General features: G+C 45.3%; 24 protein-coding genes. 12 read left to right on the top strand and 12 right to left on the bottom strand.

Going from position 1 to position 21,641, the window contains the following annotated elements; genetic code table 11:
• Positions 1 to 47: 47 nt before the first annotated feature.
• Entirely contained in the window at positions 48 to 179 is a 132-nt protein-coding gene (locus tag U9J37_RS15230) for a hypothetical protein (RefSeq protein WP_263280379.1), read from the bottom strand.
• Between the two features lie 244 nt (positions 180 to 423).
• Between U9J37_RS15230 and yjjG the strand changes: the two genes are divergently transcribed.
• From yjjG to phnR, 5 genes are all read left to right on the top strand, one after another.
• Positions 424 to 1,098 (top strand): pyrimidine 5'-nucleotidase, encoded by a 675-nt coding sequence (gene yjjG, locus U9J37_RS15225; protein ID WP_005472289.1) that lies wholly within the window; start codon positions 424 to 426, stop codon positions 1,096 to 1,098.
• 64 nt (positions 1,099 to 1,162) lie between these two features.
• A complete protein-coding gene (locus U9J37_RS15220; protein ID WP_039474429.1) occupies positions 1,163 to 1,372 on the top strand; it encodes a hypothetical protein in 210 nt (69 codons plus the stop codon).
• Positions 1,373 to 1,643: 271 nt separating this feature from the next.
• Entirely contained in the window at positions 1,644 to 2,249 is a 606-nt protein-coding gene (locus U9J37_RS15215) for a DUF1294 domain-containing protein (RefSeq protein WP_038137289.1), read from the top strand.
• 144 nt (positions 2,250 to 2,393) lie between these two features.
• Entirely contained in the window at positions 2,394 to 2,828 is a 435-nt protein-coding gene (locus U9J37_RS15210) for a GNAT family N-acetyltransferase (RefSeq protein ID WP_038137287.1), read from the top strand.
• A gap of 82 nt (positions 2,829 to 2,910) precedes the next feature.
• Complete coding sequence (gene phnR / locus U9J37_RS15205) at positions 2,911 to 3,609, top strand: phosphonate utilization transcriptional regulator PhnR (protein ID WP_322414199.1); 699 nt, start codon at positions 2,911 to 2,913, stop codon at positions 3,607 to 3,609.
• Between the two features lie 65 nt (positions 3,610 to 3,674).
• Here phnR and U9J37_RS15200 read toward each other — a convergent pair whose 3' ends face one another.
• Positions 3,675 to 5,150 (bottom strand): peptide MFS transporter, encoded by a 1,476-nt coding sequence (locus U9J37_RS15200; RefSeq protein ID WP_005472225.1) that lies wholly within the window; start codon positions 5,148 to 5,150, stop codon positions 3,675 to 3,677.
• Positions 5,151 to 5,429: 279 nt separating this feature from the next.
• On the opposite strand from U9J37_RS15200, the gene U9J37_RS15195 reads away from it, so the two are divergent.
• Positions 5,430 to 6,554: a M14 family metallopeptidase gene (locus tag U9J37_RS15195; protein WP_005472218.1), complete on the top strand. Its 1,125-nt coding sequence runs from the start codon at positions 5,430 to 5,432 to the stop codon at positions 6,552 to 6,554.
• Between the two features lie 49 nt (positions 6,555 to 6,603).
• On the opposite strand, the gene U9J37_RS15190 is transcribed toward U9J37_RS15195, so the two are convergent.
• Positions 6,604 to 7,974: an L-serine ammonia-lyase gene (locus tag U9J37_RS15190; RefSeq protein ID WP_005472273.1), complete on the bottom strand. Its 1,371-nt coding sequence runs from the start codon at positions 7,972 to 7,974 to the stop codon at positions 6,604 to 6,606.
• A gap of 138 nt (positions 7,975 to 8,112) precedes the next feature.
• Between U9J37_RS15190 and U9J37_RS15185 the strand changes: the two genes are divergently transcribed.
• A complete protein-coding gene (locus U9J37_RS15185) occupies positions 8,113 to 8,955 on the top strand; it encodes a YdcF family protein (RefSeq protein ID WP_232280822.1) in 843 nt (280 codons plus the stop codon).
• A 3-nt stretch (positions 8,956 to 8,958) separates the two neighbouring features.
• Here U9J37_RS15185 and U9J37_RS15180 read toward each other — a convergent pair whose 3' ends face one another.
• Positions 8,959 to 9,219, bottom strand: coding sequence for a putative hemolysin (locus U9J37_RS15180; protein WP_005472358.1), 261 nt, complete (start codon positions 9,217 to 9,219; stop codon positions 8,959 to 8,961).
• Between the two features lie 207 nt (positions 9,220 to 9,426).
• Here U9J37_RS15180 and U9J37_RS15175 point away from each other — a divergent pair, with 207 nt between their 5' ends.
• On the top strand, positions 9,427 to 10,359 hold the full coding sequence (locus U9J37_RS15175; protein ID WP_005472342.1) for a DHH family phosphoesterase: 933 nt from the start codon (positions 9,427 to 9,429) through the stop codon (positions 10,357 to 10,359).
• 71 nt (positions 10,360 to 10,430) lie between these two features.
• On the opposite strand, the gene U9J37_RS15170 is transcribed toward U9J37_RS15175, so the two are convergent.
• Both U9J37_RS15170 and U9J37_RS15165 read right to left on the bottom strand, forming a co-directional pair.
• Positions 10,431 to 11,447: a GGDEF domain-containing protein gene (locus U9J37_RS15170; RefSeq protein WP_005472367.1), complete on the bottom strand. Its 1,017-nt coding sequence runs from the start codon at positions 11,445 to 11,447 to the stop codon at positions 10,431 to 10,433.
• A 212-nt stretch (positions 11,448 to 11,659) separates the two neighbouring features.
• Positions 11,660 to 12,598: a chemotaxis protein gene (locus U9J37_RS15165; RefSeq protein ID WP_005472307.1), complete on the bottom strand. Its 939-nt coding sequence runs from the start codon at positions 12,596 to 12,598 to the stop codon at positions 11,660 to 11,662.
• A gap of 198 nt (positions 12,599 to 12,796) precedes the next feature.
• On the opposite strand from U9J37_RS15165, the gene ppiC reads away from it, so the two are divergent.
• Positions 12,797 to 13,075, top strand: coding sequence for a peptidylprolyl isomerase PpiC (gene ppiC / locus U9J37_RS15160; protein ID WP_005472248.1), 279 nt, complete (start codon positions 12,797 to 12,799; stop codon positions 13,073 to 13,075).
• 16 nt (positions 13,076 to 13,091) lie between these two features.
• Here the strand turns inward: ppiC and U9J37_RS15155 are convergent, their stop codons facing one another.
• From U9J37_RS15155 to U9J37_RS15145, 3 genes are all read right to left on the bottom strand, one after another.
• On the bottom strand, positions 13,092 to 13,415 hold the full coding sequence (locus tag U9J37_RS15155) for a c-type cytochrome (RefSeq protein WP_005472265.1): 324 nt from the start codon (positions 13,413 to 13,415) through the stop codon (positions 13,092 to 13,094).
• A gap of 90 nt (positions 13,416 to 13,505) precedes the next feature.
• On the bottom strand, positions 13,506 to 14,510 hold the full coding sequence (gene ltaE / locus U9J37_RS15150; protein ID WP_005472373.1) for a low-specificity L-threonine aldolase: 1,005 nt from the start codon (positions 14,508 to 14,510) through the stop codon (positions 13,506 to 13,508).
• An 11-nt stretch (positions 14,511 to 14,521) separates the two neighbouring features.
• A complete protein-coding gene (locus U9J37_RS15145) occupies positions 14,522 to 15,052 on the bottom strand; it encodes an NUDIX hydrolase (RefSeq protein WP_005472214.1) in 531 nt (176 codons plus the stop codon).
• A gap of 258 nt (positions 15,053 to 15,310) precedes the next feature.
• Between U9J37_RS15145 and U9J37_RS15140 the strand changes: the two genes are divergently transcribed.
• Positions 15,311 to 16,975, top strand: coding sequence for an ATPase RavA domain-containing protein (locus tag U9J37_RS15140; RefSeq protein ID WP_038137257.1), 1,665 nt, complete (start codon positions 15,311 to 15,313; stop codon positions 16,973 to 16,975).
• 9 nt (positions 16,976 to 16,984) lie between these two features.
• The gene (gene viaA, locus U9J37_RS15135; RefSeq protein WP_005472173.1) at positions 16,985 to 18,430 is read left to right on the top strand and encodes an ATPase RavA stimulator ViaA; all 1,446 of its coding nucleotides are present in this window, start codon (positions 16,985 to 16,987) and stop codon (positions 18,428 to 18,430) included.
• Between the two features lie 38 nt (positions 18,431 to 18,468).
• Here the strand turns inward: viaA and emrD are convergent, their stop codons facing one another.
• A complete protein-coding gene (gene emrD, locus U9J37_RS15130; RefSeq protein WP_005472324.1) occupies positions 18,469 to 19,677 on the bottom strand; it encodes a multidrug efflux MFS transporter EmrD in 1,209 nt (402 codons plus the stop codon).
• Between the two features lie 212 nt (positions 19,678 to 19,889).
• Positions 19,890 to 20,198, bottom strand: a complete 309-nt coding sequence (locus U9J37_RS15125) for a cysteine-rich CWC family protein (RefSeq protein WP_072039081.1) — start codon at positions 20,196 to 20,198, stop codon at positions 19,890 to 19,892.
• A gap of 148 nt (positions 20,199 to 20,346) precedes the next feature.
• Between U9J37_RS15125 and U9J37_RS15120 the strand changes: the two genes are divergently transcribed.
• Positions 20,347 to 20,616 carry a hypothetical protein gene (locus U9J37_RS15120; RefSeq protein ID WP_039474393.1) on the top strand — a complete coding sequence of 90 codons (270 nt, stop codon included), beginning with the start codon at positions 20,347 to 20,349 and terminating at the stop codon, positions 20,614 to 20,616.
• Here U9J37_RS15120 and U9J37_RS15115 read toward each other — a convergent pair.
• Entirely contained in the window at positions 20,592 to 21,515 is a 924-nt protein-coding gene (locus U9J37_RS15115) for a DMT family transporter (protein WP_005472271.1), read from the bottom strand. The two genes, U9J37_RS15120 and U9J37_RS15115, sit on opposite strands and share 25 nt — an antisense overlap.
• Positions 21,516 to 21,641: the final 126 nt, after the last annotated feature.

Here is a 21,641-nt window from a genome sequence, read left to right as displayed (position 1 = left end):
AAATGAAGAGTTTAGATGGGGATGATTGTTTACTCGATAAAAGCGGGCTATTCATCGCTTGTGGGCGGTTGCTCGACGTCTTCTACGGGGTCAAGTTCATCGTCGTCTCGTTCGTCGTCTGAATAGTATTTAACGACAAAGGGAGTAAGCATTACACTGGATGGGAAAAAACGTTTCATATCAGACTCCAATGGTTTTCTTTCTTAAGCCAATAGTGCATTTTCTGGTTGCGGATGAATTTGCTTTGCGTCACTTGTTGGCTGACTAATCACGTCAATCTTACGTTCTGGGCTATGCATCACATCGTCATGCTCGCATATGTGAGTGAAGGTGACAGGAAAAACGGTCGCTAATCACTGCATCCCTTCGTTTCCAACTGGATTGAAAAGGATTAAACTGGTTGCTTAACGTTAGGAGAGACAAATGAAGTACGATTGGATTCTGTTCGATGCCGATGAAACCTTATTCCACTTTGATGCGTTTAAGGGAATGCAATTGATGTTTTCTCGCAAAGGGGTTGATTTTACAGAGCAAGACTTTGCGCACTATCAAACGGTTAACAAGCCTCTATGGGTTGACTACCAAGATGGAAAGATTACCGCGGATGAGCTAAAACATACCCGCTTTAACGAGTGGGCAAACAAACTAGGTACGACGACCAGCGAGCTAAACAGCGCATTTCTTGATGCAATGGCCGATATTTGTACCATGCTACCGGGCGCGCAAGAATTGATTGAATCTCTGCACGGTAAAGCAAGGCTTGGCATCATTACAAACGGATTTACCGAACTCCAGGCTGTTCGTCTTGAGCGTACGGGGATGACGCACTATTTCGATCACGTGATCATCTCTGAAGAGGTTGGAGTGGCTAAACCTGATGTGGGTATCTTCCAGTATGCGCATGAGAAAATAGGCTCACCATGCAAATCAAAAATACTCATGGTGGGTGACAACCCTCACTCAGACATTCTGGGCGGGATCAATTTTGGCATTGAGACGTGCTGGTTAAACCATTCTGGAGCAGCCAATATTCCGGGGATTGGGCCAAACTATCAGGTTGAATCGCTGCATGAGTTAAAAAGTATTCTACTCGCGTGATGCCAAGTGATCGTTCTTTTCTTTTGCTCAGTACAAGGGGTAAGAACGCAAAGGAGATTCAACAATGGCGATGGTAGGTAGAGTTGTAAACTGGGACTCAAAACATGGAATTGGCCTCATTAGAGCAGATATGTCAGACGAGACGCTGTTCTTTCATGTACGTGACATGGATTTAGGGGCTCAACCACCGTACATTTCTGAACGCGTGGCTTTCGACGCTGAGCGCGATATGAACGGGTGCGCATTGGCTTTGCACATTATGCCTGTTCGATAATCTCCCTATTATTTATGAATCTTCAAGGCGCTACCTACAGCGCCTTTGCTTATTAAACGAGATAATAGTTTGTTCTCTTCAACCGTCTTTTACACGGCTCTATCCACCTATTGATTGTTATATAACTATTTCGTTATGAAACTGTGATGGCTGCTATGCCTATTGTTTCTTACTTGTCTATATTTAACGCGCATACATATAAATCAATTAAACGTTACGTTAGGCAACAGTGCTGCATGGTGATGCGTGTGGCGCGATAGGGTAAATGACAATGGCTATTCAAGGAACGATCAGTGAGTGGAATCATCACAAGGGTTACGGCTATATCTCAGTTGATGATCAAGAGGCACAAGTAAGGTTTGACTTATTTGATTTTGAAGCATTCGGGCACCCACCTCGGTTAAGAGACAGAGTACAGTTTCGTCTTGCCGAAGATGAGCAAGGAGCCTTAAAAGCGGTTCATGTTGAGCGGCAATTTGTCTTCAGTTTCCCGTTGGCAGTCGCGATTTGGTTTGTTTCGACCATGGTTGCGAGCGTGTTTTTACTCAACTTCCCCCCCGTTGTTCTTGTTGGTGCGATTGCCCTCTCAACGGTCACCTACCTCATCTATTCCGTCGATAAACAAGCGCAGCACACTGGTGGCAGCCAAGTACCGGATATGGTCTTCTATTTACTTAACCTGTTTGGTGGCTGGCCCGGTGCTCTGCTTGCTCAGTCGATCTTGCACCACAAATACACCAATGTGGAGTTTCGTTTTCTATTTTGGGCGTCGATAACGCTCAACATCGGTTTTTATTGTTGGACGCTGACCTATGAAGGGAGCATGGCTCTGGCAAGCATAATTAGCCAACTCCAAGTCTTTATTGCGTCTTTCTGATCTGAAAGTGGCCTTATGTTAGGGCCGCTTTTTCCCTCGCCTCAATACTTTTCCCTCGTCTCAATAGTAGATGCGTTGCTCTTTCCCTTTACATCTTCCCTAACCTGTAGCAAAACTAGGGACGAATTAACGAAGGAGGATGCGTTGGATATACGTCTTATTTCTGCTGAAGAGACCTTGCCAATTCGGCATGCTGTGCTGTGGCCGACCAAAAGTATCAATTTTTGCCGCGTGAGCGATGACGATAAAGGTCTTCACTATGGTGCTTATCTACACGGCGAGTTGGTGTCAGTGGCTTCAATTTTTACGTCGGGTAAGGTGAGTCGGTTACGAAAGTTTGCAACTCGCTCCGAGTTTCAAGGGCAAGGTATCGGTAAAGCCATGTTGACTCGCATAATGTCCGATCTTAAAGCTAGTGGTGTTGAGCACTTTTGGTGCGACGCGCGCATCAGTGCTACTGGCATCTACGCGAAGTTTGGCTTACAACCTGAAGGGGAGTGCTTTTACAAAGGCGATGTCGCCTACACAAAGATGGCCGTCTCTTGGTTAGGTGAGCCACATAAATCCACTTGCACGTGAAGCAACTTCCTGCCACTCATTGCTCTATTTTGCGTGTATAATTGCTTGCCAAACAAAGTAATGGTTAACCAAAGGGCAGACTGTGCAATACGTAAAAATTAAAGACGCGATTGTTGAGCAAATCGAAACCGGAATGCTCGCAGCAGGCGAGAAGCTACCGTCAGAGAGAAAACTCGCAGAAGCGTTTGATACGACGCGCGTTACTTTGCGTGAAGCCTTGTCATTACTAGAATCAGAAGGGCGCATTTATCGTGAGGATCGTAGAGGTTGGTTTATCTCTCGGCCGACGTTAAAGCTTGATCCTTCAGTATCGATTAGTTTTCGAGAACTTACGAACCAGCAAAACCGTCAAGGTAAAACTCAAGTCTTAGTGTCGAAATCGACGTTAGCGAACAAGTACGCATCAGCAATGATGGCACTAGCGCCGTTTTCTGATATCTATCAGATTGAACGAGTACGTTATCTCGAAGGGCGCCCTGTTTGCTATGTCGTCCATTACGTTCAGCCTGCAATTGTCCCAAACCTGCTTGAAGTGGATTTTTCAATGTCGTTGACTCAGGTTTATCGCGAAACCTACGGCCTCTCTTATGGAAAGACGCAGCAACGCATTACGACCACAGGCCTGCAAGGTGACATTGCCCATGCTCTAAACGCGACGGTAGGGACACCAGCACTGATGATTGAGTGTACTAACTACGATGAGCAGGGAAGGATAGTGGATACGTCAATTGAGTATTGGCGTCATGATGCGGTCAGTATAGAGAGTACGATTACCCGCTGAGTGGCAGTGGATGTAGGTTGACGAAGCCCCTGATTGATTCAGGGGCTTATTGGTTTTAGCGCAGATTACTGCTCTGCTTCAACGAGTTCTGGTTGTTGCTCTGCGCGTGCGACGACAAGCATCTTGCGAATCACGAATGAACAGATCAGAGCGATCGCGACCATCACAACAGCTAAAACAGTAAGTAGTTGGAAGTAATCGCCATAGACGTTTTGAACGATTTCTTGGGTGATCTCTTGCCCCTTCTCTAGCGCAATAGACGTAGAGAAAACTGCACCGACAATACCACTCAACGCCATTGCTACCGAAAACAGCGACACTGAGAAGCCTTCGATGTGTTTTGGCGCAACAGAGAGAATAAACGCAACAACTAAGCTACCTACAATCACCTCTGCAAACGCTTGGAAGAAGTGAATGGCTAGGAACACTTCAGGGCGAATGATCACATCTTCGCCAATGTTCATAACCGCCATCGTTAAAATACCAAACGCGATAGCTGTGAAGATGAACGCAAAACCGATCTTAGTGGCGGTAGAAAAAGTGATGCCTTTTTTCTCAAGGCTTGAAAAGGTCATTGAGATAACTGGACCCGCAACAATACACCACAATGGGTTCATTGCCATCGAGGCTTCTGGAGCAATTGGAATAATATTGAACAGATCACCGCGCATAGTGTTTATCGTTACCATGGTCATTGAGGTCATCATTTGGCCATAGTAAACAAAGAAACAGGTCGTCAGCACCGTCATGATTAGAATCGTGCCCATTTTCAACGCGTCGGACTTGCCAGACTTAAACATCAGCGAGATGAAATACAAAATCGCGGCTGCGCCGATAGCGTAGACAATGTTTTGGCCGATATCCATGTTCGAGAACATGAAGAATACTAAGCCAACCATTGCTGCTGAAAGGCCAAGAAAGGCAATCCAGTTTTTGGTGCTGACAGGTTTTTGGTCGATGTCGGCGGCAACGTTCACTAGCTGCTTATTGAAGATGATGAGTACCGCAAACGCAAATGCAGCCATTACCGCAGATAGAGTGAAACTGCCGTGGAAGCCGATCACCAAGACAAACATTGGGAACAGGTATTGGCCCAGCAGCGCACCAACGTTGTTTACGGAGTAGTTGACTGGGTAGCCGTTTTCAAAGTCTTCTTCTGAAGCAAAGGTACGTTTGTAAAGACTTGGGTAAGAAGGAGACATCAAACCTCGAGCGTAGCTTGCCAGTGCAATGCCCACCAAGGCCAGCGGAACATTAGTTGCTGACGCACCAAGGACGAGCAAGGTGTATCCGGTCGCAAATGTGCCATAAGCAATCGTCAACGAACGGTATGCGCCAAGGAATTTATCTGCTATAAAACCGCCCGCGATGGCGAACAGTGGACCTATCGACGAAAACGCACCAACTACCATCATTGTATCTGCCTCGCTGTATCCTAAATCCTCTAGGAAAAAGCGAGTTAGAATCACCATGACACCGTAGAATGATAAGCCAAACATAGCTTGGCAGAACATCATTGATTTGTTCAATTTATTCCACATAATATTCTCTTTTAATTGGTATGACACAGAGTTAACAACTGTAATGTTATAATTCCGTGGTATGTTATAAATTGAAACAATTATCGCAGAAAACCCTATTGATGCACGATTTTTTGTCTATTTCGCATAAATTTTTATAATGAAATTGATCCAAATCGTTTGCGTTGGATATTTGTTATTCAGTTGGGCTGGTTAACGGCATGGGAATTCAATGTTTTGTTGATGAGCTTTGTGATAGCCTGCCCGTGTTGACCTCAAATGTAAAAGGAACGTAACTTTATGAAGATCTTCAGCAACTTCGATAGTGGTAGCATCGAAATCGTTAGCCTAGAGAATAAGGAAGACATTCAACTTAAAATTCCTAATGATAACCAGTCTGAGTTTTATCAGTGGTTCCATTTTCGTTTAGAAACGGAAGCTGAGCAAAAACACACCATCAAACTGCTTGACTTAAAAGGCTCGGCTTACCCTGAAGGATGGCAAGGTTACGATGTGGTCGCATCTTATGATCGAGAAGAGTGGTTTAGAGTTCCTGCTGAGTTTGATGGTGATACACTCACGTTCTCTATCTACCCAGAGCGCGGCTCACTTTATTTTGCTTACTTTGCCCCATACAGCTATGACCGTCATTTAGATTTACTGCATATGGCGCAAAGTGCGCACCATTGCCAGTTGGAAACGCTTGGTCAAACCCTTGATGGCAATGACATGAGCTTGCTTACCTTTGGTGAACCAGAAGAAGGTAAGAAAAAGATTTGGTTGATTGCTCGTCAACATCCAGGCGAGACGATGGCTGAATGGTTTATGGAAGGGCTAGTACAGCGTTTACTGGATGAAGATGACACGACAGCGCGCGCATTGCTTGAAAAAGCCGTTCTTTACGTGGTTCCAAACATGAACCCAGATGGCGCGATTCGAGGCCATCTTCGTTGCAATGCGATTGGCGTGAACTTGAATCGTGAATGGCAAACGCCGTCAATGGAGCGCAGCCCTGAGGTATTCTTAGTGCGCGAGAAGATGCTCGAAACAGGCGTTGATATGTTCCTAGATATTCATGGTGATGAGGCGATCCCTTATAACTTTGTTGCGGGATCTGAAGGCATTCCATCTTACGATGAGCGTCTAGCGGGCTTAGAATTGGCATTTAAACACGCATTGCACGCCGTGACACCTGAGTTTCAAGATGAGCACGGTTACGACAAAGATGAGCCGGGCAAAGCCAACTTGACGGTTGGCTCAAACTGGGTGGGGGAGCAGTTTAAGTGTCTCTCTTACACGGTAGAGATGCCATTTAAAGATAACAACGATTATCCGGACCCACTGTATGGCTGGTCACCAGAGCGAAGCATTAAGTTTGGTCATGATACTTTAGCTGCAGTATGGGCGGTATCGGATAAAATCTAACGTCGAAATGATAAGAAAAACCCAGCGATGTCGCTGGGTTTTTTAATCATTATTCGCAAGGCGGAGCCATATGGATGACGGCCAGTCCTCCTAATGACGTTTCCCTGTATTTCCGGTTCATGTCTTTGCCGGTTTGATACATGGTAGCGATGACTTTGTCGAGCGAGATAAGACACTTACTGGTGCGCTTGAGCGCCATACGAGAGGCATTGATCGCTTTCATTGCGCCCATGGCGTTACGTTCAATACATGGGACTTGAACTAACCCGCCGATTGGATCGCAGGTCATGCCTAATGAATGCTCCATCGCGATCTCAGCCGCTATGCAAATTTGCTCGTTACTTCCTCCGCGCAGTGCGGTAAGCCCTGCTGCTGCCATCGAAGATGAGACGCCAACTTCACCCTGACAGCCTACCTCTGCGCCTGAAATAGACGCATTGGTTTTATACAAGATACCTATAGCGCCTGCGACGGCGATAAAGTCCTTAATCTGCTTTAAATCGAGCTCTTTGATAAAGCGATGGTAATACATAAGCACAGCGGGAATTACCCCTGCCGCACCATTGGTCGGAGAGGTGACAACTTGACCGCCCGCGGCATTTTCCTCACTGACGGCAAACGCGAACAGATTGATCCAATCCATGATTTCCATCGGATCGTTTTCAATCGCGGCATTGGCTTCGAGTTTTTTAAGTAGGTTAGGCGCGCGTCGGGTCACATTCAGTCCGCCTTCTAGAATCCCTTCGGTTTCGAATCCGCGCTGCATACACAAGGACATCACTTTCCAGATCTGCTCTGCTTTGCGGTCAATCTCTTCTTCTGACCAAAAACTCTGCTCATTGCGCAAAATCATTCCTCCTAAGCTGAGACCATTTTGCTCGGCCTGCTTGAGCATTTCATCGGCGCTCGAGAAGGGGTAGCGAACCTCTACGTCGTCTTGCTGCTTTCCATTTTGCATCTCATCGGCGGTGGCGATAAACCCTCCACCAATGGAATAGTAGGTTTCAGTGAACAATTGAGCGCCAAGCGCATCATAGGCAGTGATCGACATACCGTTTTCGTGGAGTGGTAAGTTGTCACTATGAAACAAAATATCACTCTCATAGCTAAAACTGATGGTATGGGCTGACGCAAGCGACAGTTTACCGCCCTCAATGGCTTGCGAGAGTGCCGTTTTTGCGCTGGTCATTTTGATGGTGTCAGGTTTATTGCCAAGCAATCCCAGAATGACCGCCCGGTCGGTGTGGTGTCCTTTGCCTGTTAGAGACAATGAACCAAATAAGTCGACCTGAACACGGTGAGTTTTCGTGATCGAGTGAGCGAGTTGTCTGGTAAAGTGGTAACCTGCGAGCATCGGCCCATTTGTGTGTGAGCTTGAAGGGCCCACACCCACTTTAAAGATATCGAAAATCGACAGCATAAACTTGATTCCTGTATAGAGAATTGCTGACTGAACCTGTTAATCAGGCTTTTTAATAATAGTTAACATAATTTTAACTTGGTAAGTTACCGACAAAATTTAGTTTTGTACAGACACAGTTTAAATAGAGGTTAATAAGTGATAACTCGGCAAAGTAAGAGCATTCATAGTGTGATCATTGTCCTTGGTAAAAGATTGGTATGTAATCAGTTGACTTTAGAAGGACAAAGCCGAGTCGATTATCTCGCCGATTACTTACAGCGTTTCGAATTGGCGCAAACGGCATTGATTTTTTGTGGTGGAGTAACGAGCGGGCAAACGGATGCTGAAGCCAAAGCAATGTACACGCGATTTCAGCAGCTCCCGATAGACGCAAAGCCTGCTTTGGTGATGCTCGAGCCTGATTCAACGAACACGGTAGAAAACGTTGAGAACGCCGCACTGAAAATGATTGATTCGAATAGATTCAACCTTGACGAGTGCTTAAAGGTCTTTTTCGTGAGCAATGATTATCACCTAGAGCGAATTTTCCAAATCCAAACATTGATGGATGAGCAGGGGCTACTAAAGGTGTTGCGCGATCGCTGTCTAAAGGCTGGGCTATGTTTAAATATTTCGCCAGATCTGTTTAAGCACGGCTTAGTGCCATACCCTCATAAGAATGATGCCGGAATGCGGTTTCTGGCGATTGATGAGCTCACGGTTTACAGAGTCTACTTAGAGGGGGTAGTGCAGGGCGCGTTTAATCGTTCGTTAGCAGAGGTAAGAGCCGAGCCTTATTGCATTGCGAAACGTGCGCTTGAAAAGCTGGCACAATCACTCGAATGCAAACATGACCTAGCGCTGGTCAACGAGCTATCTGAAATTGTGGACTCGACGACCGAGCAATGCCCAGTGGAAACTGTACGCACTCAACTTGCTCGGTTTCATCAAATATTGACGGGTTTGAATCGAAAGTACGATCCTGAGAGCCCTCAATAGCGACTATGAATCGCTCTCATTAGTGTGGTTGTTGCGATAGTACTCCCACTGTTCGACGCGATCCTTGTTTGGAAGTAGACAGTAGGTCACGCGTTGATCATTTTCACTGACGGTTTCTAGCTCTCCGCCTTGTTGAACGCAATACACCGCTGCTGGATTCGCCAACGACGTGTACTCTTTTACTTCATATTCATCAGGTTCACTTGCACAACCAGCCAACAATAACGAACCTGCGATTGCGCATAAGAGTGGTGTTTTATTCATTCTAATTCTCCAATGGGAACAACAACTCGATTTGGAGTATAGGATAAGCGTGAAAAAACATTGTCTTAAGTTTGTTAAAACAAAGACTAATACTAAAATAATAAGAGACCGATCATACTTACCGATTGTTTTATTGATGAATGATTAGTACTGGTTATGGTAGGGTAATCAGTATAACCAAACGTGTATTAGCATAGGACGTGCAAGATGTCGGAGCAAAAACATCGACTTGTAACCCGCAGTGATTTTGATGGCCTCGTTTGTGCCGTGTTACTCAAACAACTAAACCTTATTGATGACATTAAGTTTGTTCACCCGAAAGACATGCAAGATGGTGTTGTCGAGATTACTTCTAGAGATATTGTCACCAACCTTCCTTATGTGGCGGATGCGCATCTTGTATTTGACCACCACCTTTCAGAGACGATTCGCAATGAAGGCGATCGTGAGAATCATATCATCGATCCGAATGCACCATCAGCTGCACGCGTCGTTTGGGAGCATTATGGTGGTGAAGCGACGTTCCCATCTCAATGGCTTGATATGATGGAAGCGGTGGATAAGGGAGATTCAGCGCAGTTCACCCGTGATGAAGTATTGGATTCTGACGGTTGGAACTTGCTGAACTTCTTGATGGACGCGCGCACTGGGTTGGGGCGTTTCCGTAACTTCCGCATTTCGAACTACAACTTAATGATGGATTTGATTGAGTACTGCAAAAACCACACAATCGATGAAATCCTTCAGCTTGATGACGTCAAAGAACGCATCGATTTATACCGAGAGCATGAAGTGTTGTTCAAAGACCAGATTCAACGTTGTGCAACGGTTCATGGTAATCTGGTACTGCTCGATTTAACCAACGAAGAAACCATTTATGCGGGCAACCGTTTTATGATTTATGCGTTGTTCCCTCAATGCAACATCTCTATTCATAAGATGTGGGGTTTCCAAAAACAGAACACTGTATTTGCAACCGGCAAATCCATTTTTGACCGTAGCTCTAAAACGAACGTTGGTGAACTGATGCTCAAGTACGGTGGTGGTGGCCACAAAGCTGCTGGAACCTGTCAAATTGATAATGACAAAGCAGAGCAAGTACAGCAGGAGCTTATTGCAACCATTACAGCTGATGGCTAATAAGCGATGGCATTATATTCAAAGTAAAAGCCCTAGCATTTTGTGCTAGGGCTTTTTAGATCGAATGAGCGCTATAACGGCATAACTCTATTTCTGCCGAGTTGCTTGGCTTCGTAGAGCAGTTTATCTGCTCTCTCGATCAAAGATTCTGCACTTTCATTTTCTTCAAGCTCAGCCACTCCAAATGACGCCGTAATATTTGCGACCAAGCTTCCAGAACGTTTATCTTTTATCGACAGTTTCTCAATAGAACGACGCAAGCTATCAGCGTACTGGCGAGCAATTCGTAACTGCTTGTTTGGTACGATTAGGGCAAATTCTTCTCCACCAAAACGGTAAGCATGAACGCCATCACGTGCGTTAATATGGAGTCGTTTGGCAATCCCTTTGATAACTGCATCACCAAATAGGTGGCCATAGTTATCGTTGTAGCTCTTGAAGTGATCAATGTCTGCCAATACTAGGCAGATTTTTTGTCCTGTTTGGCAGAGCGTTTTAATATCGTTGTCGAAAGATCGGCGGTTATACAAACTGGTCAGGCTATCAAACAGCGCGTCTTGTTGAACTTCAGCGAGCTCAGTTTTTAGGCGCTGAATTTCTTCACTCGCGGATTCCAACTGGTTGTTTAAGAACTTGGTGGAATGGCGAATTTCTTTTGATTCGTCGACAAGCTGGCGCACAACTGTCATCACCTCTTCCAACGACATGTTGTCGTCTTTTACTTTCTCTAAACTAGAGAAGCTCTTGTCAATCATGCTTGAGAAAGTGGAGGTATCGGCGAGCGTATCGGTAACCGATGCAGCAACTTGGCCAACCAACAGTTCGATGTTTGCTCGAAGATCGCTGATGTTGGTTTCTGCGCGTGAGGCAACGTAGTTTTTATACAACTGCTCTCCCGAAGCTGGTGGACAGACACCATAGCTTTCCAGCACAGTGTCGAGCTCCCTATTAAGCTGCGGGATCGCGTTATCAACGTAGGTGTACCATAGCGCATAGTTTGCAGGTGTGGCCGCTACGTGATTTTTCATCATTAGAGGGACGGCTTTTTTTAAATTTGCCGTCGATCTTTTGTAATCGTCGTCGGTCATTCGTTATTAGGATCTTAATGTACTTACCAATTAACTTAAGATTAGCGGATTTGCTAACGAGATGCTTGAGTTAATATCAATTAAATACGAATTATTGATGATTATTATGTGCTTAAGCGATTAATTGAACAATTAAGTAGCAATTATTCATACTAAGTCTAAAGTTTAGGCTTGTAACCGGTGACTCCGTATTGTTTTGAGTCTGCTTTAAGCTAAACATCAACTTCTATTCGCTCTGTGATATTCGTACCTTCTTCAAGTTTACTTGCTCCCCTCAACATTGCTTTGATTAGGTCACCAGCGTTGAATTTTTCGAGTGCTTCATGGGCACCGACTTGCTGCGCACGGTCTACACATATCTCACTCGATAAGGAGGTATGCAAAATGATGTAGGCGTTGCTCAATCGACTGTCACTTTGAGTTTCAAAAGCGAGCTCATAGCCGTCTAGACCGGGCATCTCGATGTCACTCACTAGCAAGTCAATAGGCGTATTGTTATCGGCTTGCTCTCGCATCGCTTGTAAGGCATCGAGCCCATTGTTGCGAATCTGATAGGGGATGTTGATGCTGTCTAATGCGTCAGAGAGTTGTTTACGAGCGATGGACGAATCGTCAACCAAGAGAATGTTCAGTGCCTTAAGCTTTTCCCGTTCGATGTCGGTCAGCATTGGGATGTTTGTAGATTCGTATTGCGGATAAATCTTAGATAGCAGCAATTCTACATCCAGCATTTGCACAATTTTGTCTTGGAAGCGAGTAATGCCCGTTACAAACACATTGTTGCCCGCGGAACGAGGCGCCGATTCGATCGCTTTCCAGTCACACTCGATGATTTTCTCTATCGAACGCACCATAAAGGCGACAACCGTTCTCAAGCAGTCTGTCACGATCAAGTAGCAAGAGTCGTACTCTTCTGGCTGGATTGGTCTAAAGCCAATCGCGGCCGGCATGTTGATTACGGGTATGGTCATATTTCGTATCGTCACCGTACCTACGACGTGATGATGCGAATAGGGAATCTGGGTGGTGGGCATGAAGGGTACGATTTCGCGAACTTTTAAGGTTCCGATAGCAAACAGCTGTTGCTTTGCTGTTAACGTAAACATCAACATGCCTTGCGATTGATTAGCTTTGCTTGCGATTTTTGCCATGGGGTATCCAACTGCACATAAACTTAAGGGTTATTTTTATAGTAACGAAATTAGCGTGTTGTTCAATTAGGATAGTCCAAATCTACCGTTAATAGCCTAGATAATCGTCAGTCAATATCGATTAGATCAATTGCTGGGATGAACAATGAGGGTGTTTCGGCTACAATCCCGTCAAATTCAGGTTTTGAGGTTCACACTATGGCAAACACCGCAGCTGCTCTGCACATTTTGGTTAAGCATAAAGAGCAAGCAGAAGACATTATTAAACAGCTCAAGAAAGGGGCGAAATTCCAAACGTTAGCGAAGAAATATTCGACGTGCCCTTCGGGTAAAAAGGGCGGTGATTTAGGTGAATTCCGTCGTGGTCAAATGGTGCCTCAGTTTGACAAGGTCTGTTTCTCTGGCGAGACCCTCGTACCACATCTCGTAAAAACCAAGTTTGGTTGGCACGTTGTGAAAGTACTGTACCGTACCTAGCCCATAAGGTGTTCTTTTAATGAGCTTGCGTGTTTTGCTGAGCGTAGTATGCGGCAACATCTTTTAAATCTTGCTCATTGAGTCGAGATAGCTGCGCGGCCATCATTTCAGCAAGTGGACCAGAGCGATTACCACTTTTGTAATCCAGCATCGATTGATACAGATATTGTGCGTTTTGGCCGTTGAGGTTGGGATAGCTCTTATTGACCGCAACGCCGGTTGCACCATGGCAAAACACACAGCTTGGTGATTTGATCTTACCCAGTTCGGCATCGCCAAACTGGGTCGCATGTAAGTGTGAGGCAAAAAGCAGGGCAAATAAGGTAAGTATTGGCTTCATCGCGTGGATTTGAGTTGTTGAAATTAGCCTAAAGAATAAAGCTTCCCCTAAGGGGAAGCTCAATGGTTCAGATCAACAAATCGTGAGGCGTTACAGATACGCGTTGATTTTCTCGATCAAAGTATCGATATCTTGCTTGGTGATATCTTTGTGTGTCACGAAGCGAATCGGATTTCCGGGCGTAATCGTAATGCCGTCTTGAGCGAGTTGCTTGGCAATACCATGAATATCAACGCTCTCATCCAATTTCGCGAATACGATATTGGTCTGTACAAATTCTGTGGCCACAGTAAATCCATCTAACTTATTCAACTTTTCAGCCAGATGCTTCGCGTTTTGGTGGTCGACTTTCAATTGTTCTACTTGCTCTGTTAGTGCCAGTTTGCCAGCAGCAGCAAGAATCCCGGCCTGACGCATACCACCGCCAACCATTTTACGCAGACGACGCGCTCTGTCGATAAAGGCTTGGTCACCAAGGAGTAAAGAGCCAATAGGGGCTGCGAGCCCTTTTGACAAACAAATTGTCATCGAGTCAAAGTATTGAGCGATCTCTTTGACGTCAATCTCAAGTGCCACCGCTGCGTTGTAGACACGGGCGCCATCAAGGTGCAGTAGCAGACCGTTTTGGTCAACAAACTCACGAGCTTGCTTAAGATACGCCATCGGTAGCACTTTGCCATTGATGGTGTTTTCCAAGCTCAGCAGTTTCGTTCTGGCAAAGTGTGAATCATCTGGCTTAATAGCAGCCTTAAGTTTGGCGAAATCGAGTGTACCGTCTGGATTGTTTTCGATAGGCTGAGGTTGAATCGAGCCCAAAACCGCAGCGCCACCGGCTTCATATTTATAGTTGTGGGCTTGCTGACCGCATAAGTACTCATCTCCGCGCTGGCAATGGGCCATTAGCCCCAGCAAATTGGCTTGCGTTCCTGATGTGGTAAACAGTGCCGCCTCAAAACCATGGCGTTGTGCGACCCATTGCTCAAGGTCATTGACGGTCGGGTCATCACCGTAGACGTCATCTCCCACAGGGGCTTCCGCCATCGCTTTTCGCATCGCGGGAGTTGGTTTAGTCACGGTATCTGAACGAAAATCCATTTGATTATCTCCTAAAGGTATCCACATAATTTCGCTTTGCTAAGACACGCTATGGTTTTCGCATCGCTCACTTCGCCACGAATGATCTTTTGTTCTAATTCTTCAATGGTTAGGGTAATGACTTCGATCACTTCATCGTCGTCACATTCGTATCGGCAGGTTTTGTCCAACTCTTTTGCGACAAACAGGTACTGTATTTCATCACAAAATCCAGCTAAAGGCGTCACTTGGCCGAGCGAGATCATTTGTTTTGCGCTGTATCCCGTCTCTTCTTCTAACTCTCTTCTGGCACATTCTTCGATCTCTTCCGCGTTTTCAATGGTGCCTGCTGGAAGCTCTAATAACCACTTCTTTAGTGAAGGACGAAACTGATTGATAAGAATGATATGACCATCTTGAGTTATCGGTAAGATCACCGTCGCTCCGGGGTGAACAATCGTTGTGTGTTGAATATTTTTGCCATTTGGGAGGGTGACGGACTCTTCGACCAAAGAGATTCGTTTCCAGCTATGGAGGGTTTTACTTGTATCGGAAGGTATCATGATTATTTTCTTTACAACTAACGCTGACGTTACCTTATCCGCTTCTTCTCGCGAATGAAAGAATTAACCTGTTATCGTTTGCGTCTCGCTGAAGCATTTTTGCGACTCAAGCTACATTAATGCAAACATTGATTTCAATGGCTTACAGACAACCCTGATTTGATATAAAGATTTGCCCTATCTACAAAATGCACTTGTAACAAAGTGATAACAAATGTATAAACTTATACATAAGTCTGCTCATAATCAGAGGTAAGCATGATAAACCCAACAAGAGCCTCCCACTCACAAAAAGCATTACTCTCTGAAAGGATCAATAAGCTCGCTCAAGCCTTATCTGACGGGGTTTACGAGCGAGAAGAAACTATTAAACTTTGCCTGCTAGCCGCCCTGTCTGGAGAGAGCGTTTTTCTACTTGGCCCTCCTGGTATTGCAAAAAGTTTAATCGCCAAGCGCCTGATCCAGGCATTTGACAATTCCTCTTATTTCGAATACCTGATGACTCGCTTCTCAACACCTGAAGAAGTGTTTGGTCCGCTTAGTATCCAAGAACTGAAAGATAACGGCCGCTACGTCCGTCTAACAGAAGGGTATTTGCCAACAGCACAAGTCGTCTTCCTCGATGAAATTTGGAAGGCTGGACCTGCGATACTCAACACGCTTCTCACTGTGGTGAATGAAAAAACCTTTAAGAACGGTAATGAAATTGAGCGCGTCCCGATGCGCTTGTTGGTTTCTGCATCTAATGAGTTGCCAGATGAAGACAGCGGCTTGGAAGCGCTCTATGACCGAATGTTGGTTCGTGTGTTCGTCAATCGTATTCAAAACAAGCAGAACTTTAAGTCTATGCTCACGGTGGGAACGCCACAAGAAGCAAAACTCCCTGAGGGTTTAGCCATTACGGATGAAGAGTATCACCAGTGGCAATCGGAGCTAGATACGCTTGAGCTGTCTGATTCTGTGTTTGAAAAACTCTACGAACTCAAAACCATGTTGGAAAACGCAGCGCAAGAGTCGACGGGCGTCGACATTGCTGATACCGACATGTATGTCTCTGACCGTCGCTGGAAGAAAGCCGTCCGATTGCTAAAAGCGAGCGCATTTTTCAATGGCCGTGATGAAATCAATCCGCTCGATCTGTTACTGCTACAAGACTGTTTGTGGAACAGTCCAGATTCACGTGAGGTGGTTCGTAAGGTCATCAAAGAGTTTGCCTTGATGCGAGCGTTTGATCAGCAAGACGTTGAGCAGCAAATTACCTTGTGCCGTGAAGAACTTGCAGAGATTCAAGAAGAACTCGAATCTGAGTTTGGCGTGATGCTTTCAATGGAATCAACAACGGGTCTACTCAAGAAGCAGATCCACAGCTACGACATCTCCGATGCGAAAAGCTATCAGGTGGGCAGCGCTTACGACCTCGTTAAATTGGTCTTACTCCAAAGTAACATGTCAGTCACTGAGTCTGAAAAAGGTGACAGTCGCTGGGTTTACGTCCCTAAGAACGAACTAGAGCGAGTGATCAAAGAAGGTCACGGTGACGTTTATGGATACGTGAATACCAATACAAATCTGGTTAGATTGCGTTTTGATGTCGATGGCGCGAACAACTTGGTGATTAAAGACATCGCTAATCGTGCCGTCTTAGTTTCCATCGTGACCAACAAAGGCTTAGATCAAACACTTTACCAAGAGTGGTTTGCCAAAGCTGAGAAAGCAATGGCGCAGCTAGAACATGCTGAACACCACTTGCTACGAGTGCGTTCGAATTTCCACGGAGCCTTGCCACATAGCTTTGTCGAACAAGAAATCCCAAGGGCAATGGAAGCGAGCTTACAACACCTTCAACAAGTACTGGAATCGACCAAAACCGAGTGTGAACGTACGGTTTTCCGTTTCAAGACCTTAAATCAATTCTTTGAATAGGAGAAATGAATGTTAGGCGCAGATGGATTAAACCTCGCACTGATGATTGCCGATTCTGGCATCATAGACACGGCCGTGAACGACTTAATGGCTCGCTCTCAAATGATGGCGGTAGCGGAAAACCGCGGCGTTAAGTCCTCGGTAAAAAACCATCTATTGAAATGGCGTGGAAGCGTTAAGAAGCGCATAACTAAGGTGTGTGAGACGGAACGTTTTCAACAAGAACTTGCGCTCTACCAAGAGGTGATCTATTGGGATGAAGCGCAGTTTTTTGAACAGATACCAGAAGTCATCAAAAAGCTAGAATGGCACTCTGCGTTTTACTTGCAGGCCCGTCGCTTAATGGAGAAGAACAAAGGGGTAAACAACCCAATGTTCCCGCACTATTTCTGTGATCAATGGTATGAGAGCCTTTCCGACGCCATTCGACAAGCGCAATTGACCGAGCTTGAAGCCAACAAAGAGAAAGTGCTCAAAGATCTTTACCAACGCATGGAAACCATGAAGAACATGGATAAAGTGACGGAAGAGGGTGATGAAGGCAGTGTTGGCCGTCTGTGGGACATGGCGTCGGCTCGATTGAGCAAAACTGATCTTACCGTGATGAAGCGTCATGCAGAGTTTTTGAAAAAGAACCAAGGCCTTCAAGAGATCGCAGAGAAGCTTGGTCGAATGGCGAGTCAAGTTGACGATCCTGATTTGAACAAAGCGCCTTTGGAAGAGCCTCAAATTGTTGAAGAGAAATCTGACAAAGCCACCGACGATATCGTTGGTATTCATGAAGGTGACGATCTCAATAAGCTGTTACCCAACGAAACCATGTTCTTGGCTTACCCTGAGCTAGAAGTAGTGTTCTACAAGCACCTAGTTGATAAGCGTCTCATGAACTACAAAATGCAAGGTAAGTCCCGCACTTTGCGCAAAGTACGCGCGCAAAAACCAGACAATGCCCAAGTTGATGTAGAGAAAGGGCCATTTATCATTTGTGTTGATGCTTCTGGCTCAATGAGTGGCTTTCCTGAGCAGTGTGCCAAAGCGATGGCGTATGCGCTGATGCAAATTGCGCTGGCTGAAGATCGTGATTGTTATGTCATTCTCTTTTCTTCAGAGCAAATTACCTATGAGCTGACGAAGCAAGATGGCTTAAGAGAAGCGAGTGATTTTCTCACCTACAGCTTCCACGGTGGTACAGATTTAGAGCCCGTGCTTATGAAGTCAATCGACTTAATGACCGGAGACAAATACCGAAACGCGGATATGGTGGTGATCTCGGACTTTATTGCGCCTAAACAGTCAGAAGAGATGATCGCCAAGGTTGATGAACTGAAAGAGCATAAAAACCGCTTTCATGCCATCAGCCTGTCTAAATATGGCAATCCTGAGTTAATGACAATGTTCGATCACTGCTGGTCTTATCATCCCAACCTGATGGGACGAATCATGAAAAAATGGTAGTGGAAAAATAAAGAAAAAGAGCTCAATGAGCTCCTTTTTTAGATAGCCAATGGCATTTGATCATTAGATTGGTCGTGTTTACGGTAAACGCGAATAAGACCAATCAGCGCGAGTAATGACATGATCAACATCAATGCACCTAAAGGCATCTGATTAGTGGTTGGAATCATGGATGCTCCTAAGGTTGCTAAGCCAGCACCGAGGTTTTGCATGCCCCCAAGAACCGCACCGCCAGTCCCTGCATGATAGGGCAGTGGAGAGAGCGCACCTGTCGTGGCCGCAGGGAAAAGAATGCCCGCACCCAAGAAATAAATGGTTGCTCCGCCGACTAATGTCAACGCTGTAGTTTGCCCCATCAAGCCAGGAATCAATACAATCAAAGAGCCAGCCATAATGGCAAATAAACCGAACATCAGCGCACTTTTTTCGTTCTTCTTCGCAGCAATAATGCTTGAAAGTGCGGCACCGACTAGGTAACCCGGAATCGGCATTACAAAAAGTAAACTGACGGTGGTTGCAGGAAGTTGTAACACCCCACCGAGCAGCACACCTGCCGCCGCTTCAAAAATAGCGACACCAGAAAACGTTGCCACCAAGCAAATTAGGTAGCCTTGGAAGCGTCGGTCCGATAATACGTAGCGATAGCTGTCGGTGACTTTCTCATAGCGACGTTTCTCTTTTGGCAGTGTTTCCATAAAGCTTGTCATCATGGTAATAACGACTGCGATACCAAATAGCGCGAGAAACATGTAGCTAGAACGCCAACCGAACACTTCTGTGAGATAGCCTCCTAAAACAGGTGCGATAAGAGGCGAAAAAATCACACACATGCTGATTAAGCTATTTACCTTATGGAGCTCTGCGCCCGAGAACACGTCTCTCGTTAAGGTGCGTGACATAGCGCCACCACAGCCTATACCAAGACCTTGAATAAAGCTTCCCGCTAAGAACCATTCATATTGATGGGCAAACAACGCCATGATTGTGCCTAGGATATAAATCACCAATCCAACAATGATGATGGGTTTACGTCCTAAGCGATCGGAAAGAGGCCCATAAATGAATTGAGAAAAACCATAGGGGATTAAGTAACAAGCCATGACCGCCTGCAATGCTGCCGGTGAGACTAAGAACTCATTCGCCATGTGACCGATTGACGGTACGTACATGGTTTGAGTCATTTGGCCAACAGCGGTCAAAATCGCAATCAAAAACGTGAGTTTAATAACTTGTGAAGACGCGGACATTTCCTATTTTACCTAAATTCAAAACGCAAGAAACCACTAGCTTTGCCGTAGCTAAGCTAATTTAAATAACGAGAAAGGGAACTTTCAGGCGCGAGATATTAGAGCGAGTTAGAAAAGCGAGCAACGAAAAAGTGTGATCTCAAGCAAGATAAAAATCTATGATTTGGATTAGAAAAACTAATCCAAAATTCAATCCATGAAAACAAGAATTTTTATGCGATGGGTAAGTTTGTTAGGCAAGAACGGCATAGGCAAGAATCGTTACTCTGTAGTGAGCTTGTATCGCGTCTTTCCAAACTAAAACACCAACATGTGGCCTTGCCTTCACTAAGATCGCAGCTTGCTGGTTTACCGCATTGAGGACACTGATGGCTTGATGTTTTGCCACGTAAACGGTCCATTACAGACTCTCTTTGCTCATCGGTCATCATTCGCCACGTTGCGATCTCTTCAACAGTGCGATGACACCCAAGGCAGATTCCACCTTCATTTTTACATGCAGCGATACACGGTGTTTTCACAAACTTATTCCAAGAATGATTTAGGGCAGATGACTATAAAGGTTTTAGCAGAGAACCACCATAGTAAAGAAAACACACAAATTTCTTGCCATTAATTGCAAATGACAATCATTATCATTAATATAATTTGCAGTTGAATAAAAAAATAATGTTTACAATGATTCCTTCTCTTGCTGCCGGAGTCTTTATTGCCGCGTTGGGTAAGAAGATCCATTTACAAAACGTTGAACTGCTCTTATGGCTTATCTGGTTAGTTGTGCTCGAAACATGGCTTTCACACGGTGCGGTCTCGTTACTTATCGCACTTTTTGTGTTGGCTCCCTTCATCATTAAATGCAAGCCTTATGCAAAACCACTATTCCGCGCTGCTATCGTTGCCAGTTCTCTACTGATTTATTTGAACTTTGGTGGTTGGTAGAGCATGGAGCTATCTTGCTTCATAAAAATATTGCTCGCGATTAGGCTACCAATACAAATCAGCGACAGAGCCACCCAACCAAGAAGTGAAGGCTGCTCATTGAAGATTGGGATGGCTAAAAATGTCGCAATTGCTGGCGTTGCTGCGCCAAATGCTGCTGTTCTTTCTGCGCCCAGAACGGAAATAGCATGTAGATAAGTAAAGGCGGCAATCACGCCTGCACCAATCCCTTGTAGCATGATGTGACCAATTAGTTCTTTCCATGGCCATTCATTTACCGCTGTGGTGGCTAAGTGACTAGGCAACCAGCCAAGATGAATCGAAAGTGCGAGTGTGAATGTCGAGAGGAGTGATATAAAGCCCGCCGTTACCAACGGATTTAGGCTCGATACGCGAGCACAGATGGTGAACATTGCCCACATGATACTTCCCGTTAGAAACAGCAGGTGCCCTTGCATACGCTCACCGTTGAGCTCCATCAAGTTGTGCGACATAAAAGCGGCAATACCAATGATGACCAATACCAAACCTGCAATCCGGTGCTGGCTTAACGGCTGCTTAAACAGTAAAACAGCAATCCCAGAGACAAACAGGGGCAGGGTGCCTGGTATCAAGGCGCTACCATCAGAGACCGGTGCAAACTGCATCCCTGAGCCTGCAACCAGCAAATAAGGCAGACCGCAGCCAATGAACATGCCAAGTAAATAGCGTGGCGGTACTGCTTTAATGCTCAGCCGAGAACGAATCACGAGTGGAAGTAAAATCAGACACGGGATGACAAAGCGTGTCAACGCGATATCCGCGGTGGTGAGATCGGAATGCGCACCGCTTCTCAGCGATAGAAAAAAACCAGACCAGAGCAGTAACGTGGCAATCATTGCCAAATATCCTGAAATCATAATGATGTTATCAAGTTGTATTTGTTTGCGTTAATTATGAGTCGTAACCGTTGGCGTTATATGGCAAACTTCGCTAAGTTTTTCTCATTACTTGATGGAAAACATCAAATTTGTCGTAATAATTGG

The sequence above is a fragment of the Vibrio sp. 16 genome (assembly GCF_963681195.1).
In the GTDB taxonomy this organism is placed as follows: domain Bacteria; phylum Pseudomonadota; class Gammaproteobacteria; order Enterobacterales; family Vibrionaceae; genus Vibrio; species Vibrio sinaloensis_D.
The sequence above is the reverse complement of the archived record's forward strand: the minus strand, read 5'-3'. Positions and strand labels throughout refer to the sequence as shown.

Excerpts from the sequence above, each read along its gene's own strand:
- U9J37_RS15165 (WP_005472307.1), bottom strand. The coding sequence starts at position 12,598 with ATGGCAAAAATCGCAAGCAAAGCTAATCAATCGCAAGGCATGTTGATG.
- U9J37_RS15175 (WP_005472342.1), top strand. The coding sequence starts at position 9,427 with ATGTCGGAGCAAAAACATCGACTTGTAACCCGCAGTGATTTTGATGGC.
- U9J37_RS15215 (WP_038137289.1), top strand. The coding sequence starts at position 1,644 with ATGGCTATTCAAGGAACGATCAGTGAGTGGAATCATCACAAGGGTTAC.
- U9J37_RS15220 (WP_039474429.1), top strand. The coding sequence starts at position 1,163 with ATGGCGATGGTAGGTAGAGTTGTAAACTGGGACTCAAAACATGGAATT.
- U9J37_RS15170 (WP_005472367.1), bottom strand. The coding sequence starts at position 11,447 with ATGACCGACGACGATTACAAAAGATCGACGGCAAATTTAAAAAAAGCC.
- viaA (WP_005472173.1), top strand. The coding sequence starts at position 16,985 with ATGTTAGGCGCAGATGGATTAAACCTCGCACTGATGATTGCCGATTCT.
- U9J37_RS15180 (WP_005472358.1), bottom strand. The coding sequence starts at position 9,219 with ATGAATAAAACACCACTCTTATGCGCAATCGCAGGTTCGTTATTGTTG.
- ppiC (WP_005472248.1), top strand. The coding sequence starts at position 12,797 with ATGGCAAACACCGCAGCTGCTCTGCACATTTTGGTTAAGCATAAAGAG.
- U9J37_RS15140 (WP_038137257.1), top strand. The coding sequence starts at position 15,311 with ATGATAAACCCAACAAGAGCCTCCCACTCACAAAAAGCATTACTCTCT.
- U9J37_RS15115 (WP_005472271.1), bottom strand. The coding sequence starts at position 21,515 with ATGATTTCAGGATATTTGGCAATGATTGCCACGTTACTGCTCTGGTCT.
- ltaE (WP_005472373.1), bottom strand. The coding sequence starts at position 14,510 with ATGGATTTTCGTTCAGATACCGTGACTAAACCAACTCCCGCGATGCGA.
- U9J37_RS15145 (WP_005472214.1), bottom strand. The coding sequence starts at position 15,052 with ATGATACCTTCCGATACAAGTAAAACCCTCCATAGCTGGAAACGAATC.
- yjjG (WP_005472289.1), top strand. The coding sequence starts at position 424 with ATGAAGTACGATTGGATTCTGTTCGATGCCGATGAAACCTTATTCCAC.
- U9J37_RS15195 (WP_005472218.1), top strand. The coding sequence starts at position 5,430 with ATGAAGATCTTCAGCAACTTCGATAGTGGTAGCATCGAAATCGTTAGC.
- U9J37_RS15200 (WP_005472225.1), bottom strand. The coding sequence starts at position 5,150 with ATGTGGAATAAATTGAACAAATCAATGATGTTCTGCCAAGCTATGTTT.
- U9J37_RS15190 (WP_005472273.1), bottom strand. The coding sequence starts at position 7,974 with ATGCTGTCGATTTTCGATATCTTTAAAGTGGGTGTGGGCCCTTCAAGC.
- U9J37_RS15155 (WP_005472265.1), bottom strand. The coding sequence starts at position 13,415 with ATGAAGCCAATACTTACCTTATTTGCCCTGCTTTTTGCCTCACACTTA.
- U9J37_RS15230 (WP_263280379.1), bottom strand. The coding sequence starts at position 179 with ATGAAACGTTTTTTCCCATCCAGTGTAATGCTTACTCCCTTTGTCGTT.
- emrD (WP_005472324.1), bottom strand. The coding sequence starts at position 19,677 with ATGTCCGCGTCTTCACAAGTTATTAAACTCACGTTTTTGATTGCGATT.
- U9J37_RS15120 (WP_039474393.1), top strand. The coding sequence starts at position 20,347 with ATGTTTACAATGATTCCTTCTCTTGCTGCCGGAGTCTTTATTGCCGCG.